The sequence below is a fragment of the Paenibacillus sp. FSL H8-0261 genome, assembly GCF_045040645.1.
GTDB lineage: Bacteria > Bacillota > Bacilli > Paenibacillales > Paenibacillaceae > Paenibacillus_AQ.
Window position 1 is genome coordinate 5075271 of record NZ_CP150297.1, and the last position, 14967, is coordinate 5090237.

Annotated in this window: 14 protein-coding genes and 1 riboswitch; of the genes, 3 read left to right on the top strand and 11 right to left on the bottom strand. The window is 43.5% G+C overall.

Features of this window, described 5'->3' with window-relative positions; all coding sequences use genetic code 11:
* Positions 1–176 precede the first annotated feature (176 nt).
* The 4 genes from MHI27_RS22640 to MHI27_RS22655 all read right to left on the bottom strand — a co-directional run bounded on the left by MHI27_RS22640 (position 177) and on the right by MHI27_RS22655 (position 2885).
* Positions 177–908, bottom strand: a complete 732-nt coding sequence (locus tag MHI27_RS22640; RefSeq protein ID WP_076300835.1) for a hypothetical protein — start codon at positions 906–908, stop codon at positions 177–179.
* 250 nt (positions 909–1158) lie between these two features.
* Positions 1159–1476 (bottom strand): helix-turn-helix domain-containing protein, encoded by a 318-nt coding sequence (locus MHI27_RS22645; protein ID WP_042129916.1) that lies wholly within the window; start codon positions 1474–1476, stop codon positions 1159–1161.
* 124 nt (positions 1477–1600) lie between these two features.
* Entirely contained in the window at positions 1601–1924 is a 324-nt protein-coding gene (locus tag MHI27_RS22650) for a hypothetical protein (protein ID WP_405174756.1), read from the bottom strand.
* Between the two features lie 25 nt (positions 1925–1949).
* The gene (locus MHI27_RS22655; RefSeq protein WP_405174757.1) at positions 1950–2885 is read right to left on the bottom strand and encodes a Gfo/Idh/MocA family protein; all 936 of its coding nucleotides are present in this window, start codon (positions 2883–2885) and stop codon (positions 1950–1952) included.
* Between the two features lie 165 nt (positions 2886–3050).
* Between MHI27_RS22655 and MHI27_RS22660 the strand changes: the two genes are divergently transcribed.
* Positions 3051–3671, top strand: coding sequence for a TVP38/TMEM64 family protein (locus MHI27_RS22660; protein WP_076284445.1), 621 nt, complete (start codon positions 3051–3053; stop codon positions 3669–3671).
* A gap of 99 nt (positions 3672–3770) precedes the next feature.
* A complete protein-coding gene (gene msrA, locus MHI27_RS22665; RefSeq protein WP_341059928.1) occupies positions 3771–4757 on the top strand; it encodes a peptide-methionine (S)-S-oxide reductase MsrA in 987 nt (328 codons plus the stop codon).
* A gap of 172 nt (positions 4758–4929) precedes the next feature.
* On the opposite strand, the gene MHI27_RS22670 is transcribed toward msrA, so the two are convergent.
* Both MHI27_RS22670 and MHI27_RS22675 read right to left on the bottom strand, forming a co-directional pair.
* Positions 4930–6060 carry a DUF4349 domain-containing protein gene (locus MHI27_RS22670; RefSeq protein WP_405174758.1) on the bottom strand — a complete coding sequence of 377 codons (1131 nt, stop codon included), beginning with the start codon at positions 6058–6060 and terminating at the stop codon, positions 4930–4932.
* 237 nt (positions 6061–6297) lie between these two features.
* Positions 6298–7077, bottom strand: a complete 780-nt coding sequence (locus tag MHI27_RS22675; protein WP_042190570.1) for a hypothetical protein — start codon at positions 7075–7077, stop codon at positions 6298–6300.
* Positions 7078–7445: 368 nt separating this feature from the next.
* Here MHI27_RS22675 and MHI27_RS22680 point away from each other — a divergent pair, with 368 nt between their 5' ends.
* Positions 7446–7598, top strand: coding sequence for a DUF1540 domain-containing protein (locus tag MHI27_RS22680; RefSeq protein ID WP_076120659.1), 153 nt, complete (start codon positions 7446–7448; stop codon positions 7596–7598).
* A gap of 138 nt (positions 7599–7736) precedes the next feature.
* Here MHI27_RS22680 and metE read toward each other — a convergent pair whose 3' ends face one another.
* The 5 genes from metE to MHI27_RS22705 all read right to left on the bottom strand — a co-directional run bounded on the left by metE (position 7737) and on the right by MHI27_RS22705 (position 14900).
* Entirely contained in the window at positions 7737–10037 is a 2301-nt protein-coding gene (metE, locus tag MHI27_RS22685) for a 5-methyltetrahydropteroyltriglutamate--homocysteine S-methyltransferase (protein WP_405174759.1), read from the bottom strand.
* Positions 10038–10190: 153 nt separating this feature from the next.
* A riboswitch (cobalamin riboswitch) is annotated at positions 10191–10397 on the bottom strand.
* A 257-nt stretch (positions 10398–10654) separates the two neighbouring features.
* Complete coding sequence (locus MHI27_RS22690) at positions 10655–11515, bottom strand: undecaprenyl-diphosphate phosphatase (protein WP_042190575.1); 861 nt, start codon at positions 11513–11515, stop codon at positions 10655–10657.
* A 49-nt stretch (positions 11516–11564) separates the two neighbouring features.
* Positions 11565–12188 carry a DedA family protein gene (locus MHI27_RS22695; protein ID WP_042190577.1) on the bottom strand — a complete coding sequence of 208 codons (624 nt, stop codon included), beginning with the start codon at positions 12186–12188 and terminating at the stop codon, positions 11565–11567.
* A gap of 17 nt (positions 12189–12205) precedes the next feature.
* Positions 12206–14155, bottom strand: a complete 1950-nt coding sequence (locus tag MHI27_RS22700; RefSeq protein ID WP_405174760.1) for an ABC transporter permease — start codon at positions 14153–14155, stop codon at positions 12206–12208.
* A complete protein-coding gene (locus MHI27_RS22705; RefSeq protein WP_076300832.1) occupies positions 14130–14900 on the bottom strand; it encodes an ABC transporter ATP-binding protein in 771 nt (256 codons plus the stop codon). The genes MHI27_RS22700 and MHI27_RS22705 overlap by 26 nt, the downstream gene beginning before the upstream one ends.
* Positions 14901–14967: the final 67 nt, after the last annotated feature.

The window sequence follows — 14967 nt, forward strand, 5'->3', positions numbered from 1 at the left end:
ATTAGGTTCTGAATAAATCTTATCCACTTCTTCACCTTAACCCTGAAAGGAACTTTGACTTGTGATTGTACGCACGGAAATTGTATCTTATTTTTGAACGAAATTGGAGATGGATGTACATGCAAAGTAAACGCAAAAAAGCACCTTTGCCTACAAAGGTGCTTTTTCAACTCACTTTATTGCACATAAGCCTGCATATACGTCCGCTGTCCCTTTGAATCCTTCAAATAAGGTCCCAATCCGGCAAAACGGGAGTGATCCATATAAACACCGGTCATCCATCTGCCTTCCGTCAAGCCACCATTCCATTTAAGGACAAGATCAGGTGCGGAAATCCATTCCTGAAAGACTCGTATATTCTGATCTTTGTATTCTTTACATGGCTTAGACCGCTCAATAAGGTGGAACTCATTAAGATAAGTTGGAACGAAATAAGAGGATATCGTATGCAAATCATCATCGTCAAAAAAAGGCTCGTCGCCTAAAAAGGGTTTGAATAATACGGTATTCTCGTACATGGACCAAATTAAGGCTTGAAGCACCATACTCTGGCGAATGCCGTTATGAAACTTATATTGTCGCCCATGATTCGCCGCATTTACATCCTGTGGAGGTTCCGTGGACTCCAGACAGTGCCGTTCACAACCAATACACTTCCAGCCGGTCGGACTTTGAATCCATTTTTGAAAAATAGTCCCACTATCATTGTTTCCTTTGTAGAGTGAAGAGATAATGCTGTAAGGCACGCCAATCCACGCATCCCATAAGGAATCAGGAAGATGGCTATGCAGCATGAACAACGTCTTGTCATAGATGAGCTGTACTTTGATAGAAGCATTCTCTAGCTCAGCAACATCCTTTTTTCCATACGTTATTTCCCGGGAAAACAGGGTCGTCTTCGTCTTCATCTCCCTCGCCTCCTAATAGTTTTGCTATGCCTGTACTCCAGCTGAGTAGATTTGAGCAAAAACCAATACGCGAGCGTTTCCATTCAAGGATCATACAATGTTTTTCTATTATATTACAATTATTTTTAAACTGTGCAAGTTTTTTTCAAGCATAAAGGATTGGAACAAAACTGTCACTGTCTAATATTTAGAAATTGAAAAGCCCCTTTTCCACCATTCCGGAAAAAGGGCCACAACATTACTGTGAATTTTAGTCTACCCAGCTCTCAGCCCAAGACTGAATCTGCTGCATAACAGGCTGCAACGCACGGCCTTTGTCTGTTAATTCGTACTCAATACGTACGGGTGTTTCTGGGTATACATGCCTAACCAGGATACCCTCACCTTCCAAATCCTTCATCCGCTCGGACAGCATCTTATCGCTCATTGAAGGAATGAGGCCGGAGATATCTTTAAAACGCTTCGGTCCACTCATCAATGTCTGAATAATAAGTCCATTCCAACGTTTGCCTAAGAAAGAGAAGGCTGTTTCAAATCTGGGACACATCGCAAATTGATGTTCTTCCATTGTTCTCACCTCTCACTAGCGAAACTTACTATTAGTTAGTATATATAATATTAACACATTTTAACCATGATGAACATCGTTTACCGAAAAAAGTTCATCTGACTCTATTATTATATCCCCAATGTCAATCCCCCATTGGTCCTTTAGATCCCCTTAGAGCAATCGCTTCAGTTACGATTTGTGCCAAGTCATCATTTCCAAAAAGCGAAAGTACACCCAAAACGGTGTCATCAGAAATCTCCCCCGCTTCCTCTGCGGAAACCGTGAGGGCAAGTGCCTGACGCAAGGCTTCATTCCCTTCCTGCTGCGGATAAGCCTGCAAGTATAGAGCATGTGGATCGAGTCCATTATTTACACACCACTGAGCGAATACAAGAATCATCATCTCTTCTTCGCGCTTATAACTTTCGATGATCTGTTCCTCCACTAATTTACGGTTATCCTCCATATATTCTTCTCCTTTCTCAGAGACCTCATTCAGCAAGCTGTGCCGCCAGCATATGACTAGGCAGTACCGCTGAAGCAGCAATGCTGCAAAGCTCTGGTGTATTTATGTTGCTAAGAAAATTATTGACCACTCCACTAAAACCTCTTCTATCGAGTATAGTATCCCAGCTTCCAAAGCCTTGAATATGCGGTAAGGCATCCTTTTCATAAAGAATGGCCTTGTCCAGATCCATTACTTCCACCGATCTGCCATTTCCGTGCAGCTCAAGCTTCTCCAGATTCACTCCAGCTTGACGAACCATGCTGTACATCCCTACTGCGCTATGATTCCAGCCCAACATTCCAGATGCCTGCAGCAGACGACCTGCTCCACTAGAGTGAAGATGACTACGAAGCAGTTCATAATGATCTCCGCACAACCACAACAGCAGGTCAAGCAGATGGATCAGATCATCATGCACGGTTTCGCGGCTGCTGCCTGTTTGTAGCTTCGTTCGATGTTTAATCGCATTGCAATGACTAATTCCACCGACTTCCTCAAGCCATTGCTTGGCGGTGACATACATTGGGGCAAAACGGCGATTAAAGCCCACTCCTAGCAAAAGCCCCTTATCTTGTGCTAGCTCTGCCATCCTTCTGGACTCTTCTAGATCATAGGAAAGTGGTTTATCTACATATACCGAAATCCCACGTTCGAGACATTTTGTTACTATATCATAATGAGTAGTTGTTGGGCTATGTACAAATACTGCATCCAGATCCCAAGATAACAGCTCTTCCAGATTAGTCGTCCCTTTAGGAAAACGGTAGGTATGAACGGCCTGCTCCACCGTTGTCGGTGAATGACTAAGAACACCAACTACCTCGGCATAATCATGCTGAGAGAGCAGTGGTAAATATACTTTGCGGGCTATATTGCCGATTCCTATTATGGCGACTCTTTTACGTTCAGGTACAATCACTGATCCATCCCCCTCTTAACACTTCAATATATCGTTCTTTTCTCTTTGTTCTCTACAAATGCTATTATACCTGCTTCTCATTCTCTGACAATTGATCTTTGCTTCAATATTTACTTCATATCCCGTATGATGAGATGAATGAGTGGAAGAAGGGGCATATTATCTATGAAGAAATGGTTCTCGATTGTTCTTTATGTTTCGGGTACAATCCTTGCGTTTATCTACAGATATGACATCCTAAGCTGGATGAAAGAGGATCATAATCTTTTCAGTTCTATAGGGATTGCAACTTTACTGGCCCTGTTTCCAGTTGTCCCTTATAAAGCTGTCATCGGATTCTTCGGTTATGCATACGGAGGTTTAGTGGGAGCCTTGATTTGCTGGCTAGCTACTAATTTGGCTGCCGCAATCCTTTTTGGTGTTGTGAAGTACTTGTTTCAAAGCCAAGCGAGAGCTTATTTAGCCTCCATTCCCGCACTCGAAAAGTTCACAGTAGGCATTGAGCGGCGACCTTTCGCTTCGATTGTCCTAGCACGACTCATGCCAATCATTCCCCAAACAGCGGTTAACATCTACGCTGGAGCTGCCGGTCTACCTTTTTGGAGCTATATTGCAGCTTCCGGCATAGGAAAAATACCGGGAATTGCATTATACGCTTTCCTTGGGGATCATCTGTTTCAGGACCCTGTAAGTGCGGTTATTGCCATCATCGCCTATGCCGCTGTGCTAATTATCGCTGGACTGAGCTTGCGCCCGCGCTCTCAAGAAGCGAAGAACAGCCGATAGCAAAAGAACTTATCGGTTGCAAACTGGCAGGCAGTTAGTATTTGCTTTATAATTAAATTGTGATCTATTTAATTGCATTATGTGAATGGAGGGATATCAATGAGTGAACATCAGACTAACCATATAAATACCAAGACGGAAAAAGCAACCTTTGCAGGTGGATGCTTCTGGTGTATGGTCTCGCCGTTCGAAGAATTGCCAGGTATCATTAGTGTCGTCTCTGGCTATACCGGCGGTCATACAGTGAACCCAACCTATGAAGAAGTTTGTTCTGAAACGACAGGACATGTTGAAGCTGTACAAATTACGTTCAACCCAGATATTTTCCCTTATAGCAAGTTACTTGAGCTGTTCTGGCAGCAAATTGACCCTACCGACGCAGGTGGACAATTCCATGATCGCGGGACTTCTTACGGAACAGCAATCTTTACCCATTCGGACGAACAAAAAGAACAAGCAGAAGCTTCCAAGGCAGCTCTGCAAGCAAGCGGTCGATTCTCTAGTCCGATTGTAACCCCGATTCTCCCGGCAACCACCTTCTATCCTGCCGAAGAATATCATCAAGGCTACCATCATAAGAATCCTGGCCACTACAAACGTTATCGTAAAGGTTCTGGCCGAGAGGATTTTATCGAAACCCACTGGACACATAAAGAGGACAAACAAAGTTTGAAAGAACGTTTAACCCCTCTTCAATATGAAGTCACTCAGAACAGTGCAACAGAATCTCCTTTCCGGAATGATTTTTGGGATCACCATGGAGATGGTATTTATGTAGACATCGTATCTGGCGAACCGTTATTCAGCTCGCAGGATAAATACGATTCCGGTTGCGGCTGGCCAAGCTTTACTCGTCCCATCCGGGACTACGCTGTGAAAGAAAAGACGGATCTCAGTCATTTGATGGTCCGCACTGAAGTGCGCAGCAAAGTAGCGGATTCCCATCTAGGCCATGTCTTTGACGATGGTCCCGGAGAAAACGGTTTACGCTACTGCATAAATTCGGCGGCGCTACGATTTGTACCGAAAGAGGATTTGGAGAAGGAAGGATACGGGGAGTATCGTATACTCTTCCAGCCTGCCTAAACATCAATCCTCAGCACATAAAAAAACGGTTGTCGTCCTTTTAGGATGACAACCGTTTTTTTCTCTTAAAATATAAGAAAGTATAATTTTCACGTTATACATTATTCATATATTTCTCGCTTAAACGCTTACCGTCTTTATGAAGACGCCGAGGGCGTTTATGCTTGCAGGGCTATTCTTTCTTTGAGTCCTCTGTTTCCTTATTAGACTTCGAATTATCCTCTGAAACTGCCTCCTTAGGCTCTGTTGCCGCAGGGATGATTTGCTCTCTGTTCAGCTCCTTATTTCGCTGACGAATTCTCTCGGTCTGCTGCTCCCGACGCTCGCGAATATTTTTACGGGAAACTAAAACAATAGCTAAAATTATAGCTGCTCCAATGAGTATCGGTAACGCTCCTGCAAGGATAACGACAATCCACTGAAACAATACAGATAACGCATTTAAGCTTCCTTTAAGAGCATCTGAAGCACGTTCCAGTAACGGCCCTTGCTCCTCCTTCTCCTTCACAGCAATGCTTTCATCCGTCTGATACACTCTCAATTCTACCGTAGAAAAGGATACATTCTGATTGATATAACGCATTCTACCTTTAATCTGCTCAATACTTTCTTGAATCGAACCAAGCTCGTTCGCGAAGGCGACCAGATCAGTGGATTTCGTCGCTTTTTTCATAAACTCTGTATATTGTGCTTCCATTAGCTGTTTTGCCTTCAAACGTGACTCCAGATCAACATACTCTTCTGAGACATCCTGACCTTGAATGCTGCGCTGTAGAGATTCGTGTTTTACTTGTTCTAATTTATTCAGAAAAGGTGAGAATCCGGAGGCAGGCACCTTAAGGATAAACGTCCCACCTTGCTCGTACTGCGACATATTTTCATTAAACTCAATAATATATCCATTGGCCATGGTTACTAAATTACGTATTTCAGTCTGTGCTTTTCCATAGTCTTCTACTTCCATGTTAAGATTCGCTTTATAGATCAGCTTCTTGTTCAAGCCCGCTACTACATCGCTACCAGTAAATCCTGCACTTGCTTGAACTGTATTTTCTGATGTGGAGCCCTTTACAGCCATATTCTCGCTGCCAGTTGCTTCTGCCTCAGGAGCTGCCGAAGTGCTTTGATCCGCTGTTGAGGCCATCGAGCTTTGCGATTGTACCTCTACTGCTGCGTCGTTACTCGTACTACCATTTTCTTTTGCCAAACTATCTGCCGCTGAATTTCTATCCGCTGAGCCACAACCCGCCAAGACTACCGTAAGAATTAATAAACATAAGTAATGCAGACCCCATTTGCGCATTCTCATTCCTCCAAAAATGTAATAGATACCGCTTGCACGGATCATAATATCGTTACGGAATGTCTTGTTCTAAGCAGATCTCTTCCGTCACTCTTTACTAAGACGTTCCAAAACTTGGAAGGTTGCACTGGAAAATGGAATTGTGTACAGTTTCTTATGAATTATGTTCTCTAAATAAAAAAAAGAGTCGCATTTCTGCAACTCTTTTAGTTTAAGCTGTTATTTTTCAAGCAAAAATCAACCTGGGTTAGAAGCGCTTTGTTTAATGGCATATACGCCATCTGGTAACGAACCGCTTAATAATCTCGCCATGTAAATATCAACATCATAACTAGTAGTGCCTACAAGAACTGAAGAACCCTGAACATTGGCATAGGTCTTCTCCGTAATCACACCAAATGAGTTATTCATAATCGGCGTGTATTCCATCCAAGCATAATTGTAAGGATTCACTGATGCAGTTGTCGTGTTACTGCCACCATAAGTATTAGACCATGATGAGCCACCAGTAATACCAGTACTTACAGCTGTTTGTTTTGCGGTTACACCAAAGCTTGTATTCGCGATATAGCCTTGAGATACTGAATAGCTAATGTTTAACAACGAATTTGCAGAAGCACTATTATATACAGGCTGAGAGATTCTTCTAGTCAAACCACTTCTAGTGACATATGAGACATAACCATTTTGTTGGTAGGAGTATATCGTTGTTTGATAAGCATCTCTAGGTGCAATTACAGAAGCGTCATCAAAGGAAGAGTCCGTTATGAACAGGGGTATACTTGGTATCAGCCCCTCTTTAGCAGCTTCTAAAGCTTGACCTTGTGCAAGAATTTCATTGTACTCCTCTACTGAAATTTCTGACAATCCCGTAGCTGAGGCTTTGTAGACTTTTATGATTTCTGATTCACTTATTTGAGGAGCTTGGTCATTATGTACACCTTCTGCACCTGCATAAATAGGTAAGCACAAGATGAGCATTAAGGCAAAAGGGAATAGTAATAACTTTTTCAACATCTTCATCCTCCAATATTTCAGATTAGGAGCGGCCGTTCCCTATCGAAAATATTACCATATAATTCTTGTAATAATATAGATATTTAGAATTATTTTCTATTTTTAGGTATGTAAGTAATAAGTATCTTTTGTGCTTTTTTATAATTATTTGTATAACTTTGTCACATTTCTGTTATCGAATAACTCATTTGCTTACACGCACTTTATTTGGTACAATTACCACGTCTAAACACGTAAAAAAATACCAAAAACCCTCTATTCATAATGAATGAGGGCAGAACACGGTTCTGTTCGGACAAGCTCCACCTTGTTGAACAGAGAAGTTTTTTAATAATGCTGTCTATTACTAAAAGGGGAGGTGAACCCTCATGGCAAAAGACGTAATTTGCGAAGTTAACTCCTGCACCCACTGGGCAGAAGAGAACAAATGCAGTGCTGATTCTATCTTTGTAGCTTTCCACAGCTCCCAAGAACCTACACGTGCAGAAGAAACAGATTGCAAGACTTTCGAAAGCAAATAAGGTGATGATTTGAAGGGACCCTCCACGGTTCCTTCTTTTCTTTTCTCATTCTATCAAGAATGAGAATTATTATCAAGTGGCTGAAATAAAAAGCCAGGGAGAAATTCCCCGGCTATGATTTATTGTATACTTCTTATGTTATTTGGAAGCACTAACTCCTGCATTTTCTCTTGCAATAGCGGCAGCCTTTACCATGTTACGAAGTGCATCTTCTGTCTCCTGCCAGCCACGTGTCTTAAGACCGCAATCCGGATTAATCCAGAACTGTTCAGGATCAAGCACCCGCAGCGCACGATCAATATTAGCTGTCATCTCTTCTACTGCAGGAACCCGTGGACTATGGATATCATATACACCAAGACCAATTCCTTTATCATACGCCTGCTCCTCAAAGCTAACGATCAGTTCCCCATGGCTACGTGAAGTCTCAATAGAGATAACATCCGCATCCATCGCTGAAATGGAGTCTATCATGTCATTAAATTCGCTATAGCACATGTGGGTATGAATTTGTGTCGTAGCCTTCACATGATTCGTCGCGATACGGAACGACTTCACCGCCCAATTCAAGTATGCCTCATGATCTTCAGCCTTCAAAGGAAGTCCTTCACGGATAGCCGGTTCATCTACTTGAATCATCTCTATGCCTGCATCCTCCAATGCTTTAACTTCATGACGGAGCGCTAAGGCAATTTGATTCGCTACTGCTTCCCGACTAAGATCATCACGTACGAAAGACCAATTGAGAATCGTAACAGGACCAGTCAACATACCTTTAACAGGAAGGGAAGTTAACGACTGAGCATAGACGCTTTCTTTTACAGTCATAGGCTGGATAAAAGCTATATCCGCATAAATAACTGGTGGCTTAACGCAGCGTGATCCGTAGGATTGAACCCAGCCATTACTAGTAAATAAGTAACCATCCAACTTCTCCCCGAAAAACTCCACCATATCGGTTCTTTCGAACTCACCGTGCACGAGTACATCCAGACCCAGCTTTTCTTGGAAAGTGATTGCATCTGCAATCTGCTCACGAACGAACCCGTCGTAACGCTCTTGATTCCATACGCCTTTACGCCATTTCAACCTTGCCTGGCGCACTTCTACGGTCTGTGGAAAGCTTCCGATTGTTGTCGTTGGCAGAAGTGGCAGCTGCCACTTCTCCTGCTGCACCTTCAGGCGCTCAGCAAAAGGTAGGTTACGTTGGTCTGGTAAATCTGTAAGTCCGAAAACTTGCTCAGCCACATCCTTACGACCGCGTTCAGGAAGTGCACGGAAGGCCGTAAGGGCTTCGCGACTGGCTGTCAACGCAGCAGCAGCTTCTGCTGTACCCTCTAAGGCTGCAGCAAGCAGGCCAAGCTCTCTAAGCTTCTCATCAGCAAAAGCTAAAGCAGCCTTGACGGTTGCCTTCAGCTTCACCTCACCCTGAACAGTAACCGGAACATGCAGCAAACTGCAAGAAGGCTGTAGAATAAGACGATCAAGCGGTACATGTACACTCAGCTTCTTGATCAGCTGCAGCTTAGCATCCAGATCCGAGCGCCAGATGTTGCGTCCGTCAATAATACCCGCTCCCAGCCACTTATCCTCAGGCCAGCCAAGACGTTCAATCGATGCCAGGTTCGTCCCTCCATCATGGACAAAATCGAGACCTAAACCTTGTACCGGAAGCTTGAACAGTGCCTCCAGCGGTTCAGCAGCTTCAAAGTAAGTCTGCAGAATAATATTTAATCCAGGCACGGATTCAGCAATTTCTGTGTAAATCGAGTGAAGTAAGGATAATTCTGATTCATTAATTCCTGTAACAATCGCTGGTTCATCAATTTGTACCCAGCTTACTCCTTCTTGCTTCAGTTCCTGCAACAGCTGAACGTAAACCGGAAGAAACCGAGCAGCAATCTTCGCAATATCCGCAGATGCAAATCCTTTTGACAACTTAAGGAATGTATAAAGGCCTAAAACCACAGGTTTACCCTCAATTCCCGCTTGGGACTTGGCAAAACGATAAGCTGCCAGTGGTTTATTCTCGGTCAGACGCGGCGTTTGTGCACCGATCTCTGGAACGATGTAATGATAGTTCGTATTGAACCATTTAGTCATCTCGCAAGCGGTAGCCTCAGCATTTCCTCTAGCCATCGCAAAATAAAGATCAAGCCCAATGTCGCCACCATCATACGCATAACGTGGAGGTACGATCCCGAACATTACAGCTGTATCTAGCACATGATCGTAGAACGTAAAATCATTTACCGGAATTAAATCAATGCCTGCCTCCTGCTGAGTCTTCAAATGCTGAAGCTGAATTCCTGTCATTTCAGTACGGAACGCTTCCTCATTTATTTTTCCCGCCCAGAAGGCTTCCAACGTTTTCTTCCACTCGCGGTTTTTTCCGATTCTTGGATAGCCAAGATTGCTTACTTTTACTTTGTTCGTCACTTTGCAGCTCCCCTTCTCCATCTTCTTATTTTGGACTCGATATCACTTGCATTCCTATAAAAAAGAGCGCCCTTCCCTAAAAAAGTCAAAGGGAAAGACGCCCATAATATACCTATGGTTAACGTCTAACACCTTCCTATCCTCCGTAGGTGAAGCAGTGCTGTTGAAACAGGCAGGTCTCCTGGCTAGCGGTGTCAACATCCTTAGCAGTCTTCCCAGCAGTAGTAAATTGCCAGTGACATATGTTGCTATGGACTCTTCCGTTACAGTGGCGGGACCGCATCGGCTTCAAACCGAATTTCCCTATTAAGCCTACCGAATTACTAATTTCCGGCAAGCACCTGTCTCCGATATTGTCAAGCTAAAACGCTTCGGTGTCCTTATACGGACGGTAGGCGTTTATGCGAGAATTATAAGAAAGTATTTCGTGATACTTATACTTTCTTATCATCCATAAGCTAAAACGCCTTCAGCGTCCTTTTAAGGACGGTAAGCGTTTATGCGAGAATTATAAGGATAAAGTGAGTGTCTTAAATCTGATGTCATCATACGTGAAAGCCCCCGTCATCTGCAATAGATTACGGGGGCTTTTGTTATATCGATTCCTTATAACGGATTTAGAAAAACACGAAATATACTACTGCAGCAAGTACTATGCGATATATAGCAAATGGTAAAAGCTTAATCCGGTTGATCAATTTCAAGAAGAAACGCATCGATAATAGTGCAAATACAAAGGCACTGATAAAGCCTGCAATGAAGAACGGCAGGGCATCGATGGTGAAATATTGCCAGTTCTTCATCAGTGAGAGTAAACTGGCGCCTGCCATGATTGGAACAGCCATAATAAACGTGAAATCAGCAGCAGCGCGATGACTCATACCCAGAAGAACACCACCAGAAATCGTCGACCCGGAACGAGAAAATCCCGGCCACAAGGAGAAGCACTGGACCAGACCAACACCTAGCGCCTGCTTATATGTAATCTGATCGACACTCTCCGTTTGAATCTTCTTTGGTCCGAATAGATCCGCAATAATCATTAATACAGCACCGACTACTAGACCGATTAACACGGTGGATGTAGAGAATAAATGCTCGTCAATATAATCATTAAACAGAACCCCCAGCACGCCTGCTGGCACTAAACCTACAAGCACCTGTGTAAGCTTCAGGTGGCCGCCTTTTTCAAGCTGTGGTTGTTGCTCGGTTACAGGATCCAACTGCTTGCGGCTGAAGCGCTTTAAGCCCAGCAATTCAATGAACCTATTTCTAAAAATAACTACAACTGCTAATATTGACCCCAGCTGTATAACCACTTTGAACGTATTGGCCGTATATTGCCCAAATAACTCTGTCGATTTTAACCACATATCATCAACAATAATCATATGACCTGTGGAGGATACCGGAGCAAATTCAGTCAATCCTTCAACAATTCCCAAAATAATAGCTTTAATAATCGTTAATAGCTCCATTTGTTCTCCTCCTTTTAATCATAACTTTTATCTATAAGTCCTTCTCGGCTCAACCTTCGGTGTTCATTTTCCGGCTGCGCTTGCGGAAGAACAAATACCCAAGGATCACTACTCCACCTGCAAGAAGCACGTACACTACGTTGGAGTACATATCCATATACATGGCGATGTCTTCCCAGGACTCACCCAATGCCGCACCAATAAGCACCAGCAATAGATTCCATCCCAGCGTACCAATCGTTGTGAAGATCATAAACACTCCAAATTTCATGCCCGACATCCCTGCAGGGATCGAAATCAAACTACGCACTAGTGGAACCATCCGACAAAATAATACGGTCCAATAGCCGTATTTGTCAAACCAAGCGTCAGCCTTGTGGATGTCCTTTTTGCTAATCCGGAGTAGGCCGCCCCAGCGTTCAACGATCTTTTCCAAGCGATTTACATCCAACAAACGACCGATATAATAGAGAATTACTGCACCCAGCAGTGAGCCAAGCGTAGCAGCAATAATTACACCAGGAATGGTCAAATTCGTTGTGGTTGTCATGAATCCGCCAAAAGGAAGGATCACTTCGGAAGGAATCGGTGGAAATATATTTTCAAAAGCGAGCATAAGGAAAATACCAAAGTAACCAAACTGCTCCATAAAATCTGTAATCCATGCTTGCATTTCGTAACCCCCATTATTCAGATCAAGTTCTTCTTCAAGTTGCGTAAATAACGGCTGCGAATAAAAAAGAAGTAAAGTCCCTGGACAGCCAAATATCCCAATAACACCGCCCCGGTCTCCACAGCAATAGATAAGTAAAACAACCGCTGAAGCGCAATAAAGGCAAACACACTATGCAAAATGGCTACCCCAACCGGAACAAAAAACAACAACGACAATTGTATCGTTACAATTCGGTTTAGCTCTTGATCTGTAAGTCCCATTTTGGACAATGTAGAATATTGATGGCGATCATGATCTAGATCTGTATACAGCCGGAAGTAAAGGAAGCTGCCTGCTGCAATGAAAAAGACAGTACCCACCAGTAAAGAAGCGAATAGCATCGTGTTGTACAATGTTCTTTGTATTTCAAACAGCGTGCCGCTAACAACAATCGCGTATGGCGAGTTACTTTCATAGGACCGTTTCCCTTTATGAGCAAGATCCGCCGCTATACCTACTGTTCGCGGGAAGTCATCCATGTAAAATCCTGTATACAAATCGGTCTGTACGGGATGAATAGCCTTGTAAAGCTCATCGCTAATCACAACACCACTGAAATCTCCCCCATCCCTTCCATCCAGCTCCGGCAATAGATATTCAGCAATCGGAACATTTTGGGTATAACCCATTTCTCGAATGGAAAGACCTTGCTTCAAGGTATATACCGGCTTTACTCTACCCGCTTGCAGACTTCGGTCTCGTTGCGAACCGATCATCACCAGTCCTTCATCTCCACTTAGAGGCTGCTCATCCGTCGTAAACCCTGCACGAAGCAGAGCAAGCTTATAATCACTGTAAGCAATCAAGGGAAGCCTTAACGTGCGATCTGGCCCGGTCTGAGATTCCACCTCTGCGTATTTAATCGGAATACTAAGTGTCTCATAGGGTAAACCGAGCGTTGTAAGCTCTTCCTTAATTTCGTCCAAATGCTGATCAAAAGGATCCTGCAATTGATTGCCTTTGGCTACATAACCAACTGCTGCGGGATAGTCCAATTTCAACTCTCTGGAAAGCGTATGGATCGATGCGAATACTCCCACTGAAGTAAAAGATACTGCGGATACAATCGTCACCATAAAAAACATTCGGGCATTCTCTTTCCAGCGGTAAGACAAACCCGATAAAGTAATGATATTCGTGTGGTTCCAATACAGGCGCCGGATCGTCTTAAGTAGTTTAACAGTGTAAATACTGAGCTGAGTATAAAAGAGATAGGTACCCGCAACCGTAATTATAACGACGGGGAACATCACCTTTTCAACCGAAGCCGCTTGTGCTGTAGCTGCCATAAAATAGCCCGTTAACAGCAATAAAGCAGACAGTATAGATAACACCAAGGAAACTTTAGGTTCCTCTTCTGCTTTTCGTTCTCCCTGAAACAGCCGCATCAGTGATTCATTCCCAATAAAGAAGAACGTGCTTAGCGAGATTAGAATAAATAACAGCGCAAAGCTACATATCGTTAGTACAAGCGCCTGCCATGGAAGATGAAACGTTAAAAGAGGTATCCCTAGAAAAGTAGATCCGATCATCAAAAACAACTTACCTAGAATTAACCCAAGTAAAGTACCTGTCAGGATGGCAGAGGTGCCGATCATCATATTTTCCAAAAATACCATCATGTTCAGCTGTCGCTTCGTCATTCCATGCATCAATAAAATCCCAAACTCCATCTTACGTGACTGCAGGAATGATCCGACCGATACAAGAACGAACAAGGAGCAAAACACATAAATAATGGCTTCTGCCGCCATCATTGTATGAGCAGCTGTACTATAAACCAAGCTCTTAGAAATATCCGGATGGTAAATAAACAATGCGCACACAAAAAAGATCATCACTGAAAAAGCACTGACGACAAAATAAGCCGCATATTTACGCTTGTTACGTGTAACATTCCTATAAGCGAATTGCCGAAAGGTCATGGCTAGTTCCCCCAAGCAGAGACAACATATCAATGATACTTTGGAAGAAGGCGCCTCTACTGCTCCCCCTGTACATTTCACTATAAAAACGTCCGTCTTTAATAAAGATGACTCGGTTACAAAAGCTTGCAGCCACTGCGTCATGTGTGACCATCAGCACGGTTGCCCCTTCTTCCTGATTCACCTCTGTCAGCATATTCATGACTTCACCTGAAGCTTTGGAATCCAGATTCCCTGTAGGCTCATCTGCTAAAATCAATGAAGGGCGATGAATCATCGCCCGGGCGATGGCGGTCCGCTGCATCTGTCCACCTGAAATCTCGTATGTCCTTTTTTGCAGCAAATGCTCAATGTCCAGCATACTTGCTACTTCTTTCAATCTGCTCTCCATTTCCGTAACACGGACACCAGCAAGCGTGAGAGGCAGCACAATGTTCTCCTCTACAGTGAGCGTATCCAGCAGATTGAAATGCTGAAAGACGAAACCAAGCTCATGGCGGCGAAAGAGTGCCTTTTCTTTTCTGCTAAGCAGATTGGGATCTCGGCCGTTGATCAGAATCTGACCGGAGGTCGGCTGGTCGATGGTGGCGATCGTGTTGAGCAGTGTTGTTTTTCCACTCCCCGAAGGTCCCATAATGCCAACAAACTCCCCTTTTTCAACAGAAAAACGAATATGATTCAATGCCTGAGTGGACACTTTACCCTCATATATTTTTGATAAATTATGAACATCTAGAATGGGCAAGTGTTACCTCTCCTTCTTTCGACTGGATTGCCTTCATTATACAAAGTGTATACACAGGCTGCCATTT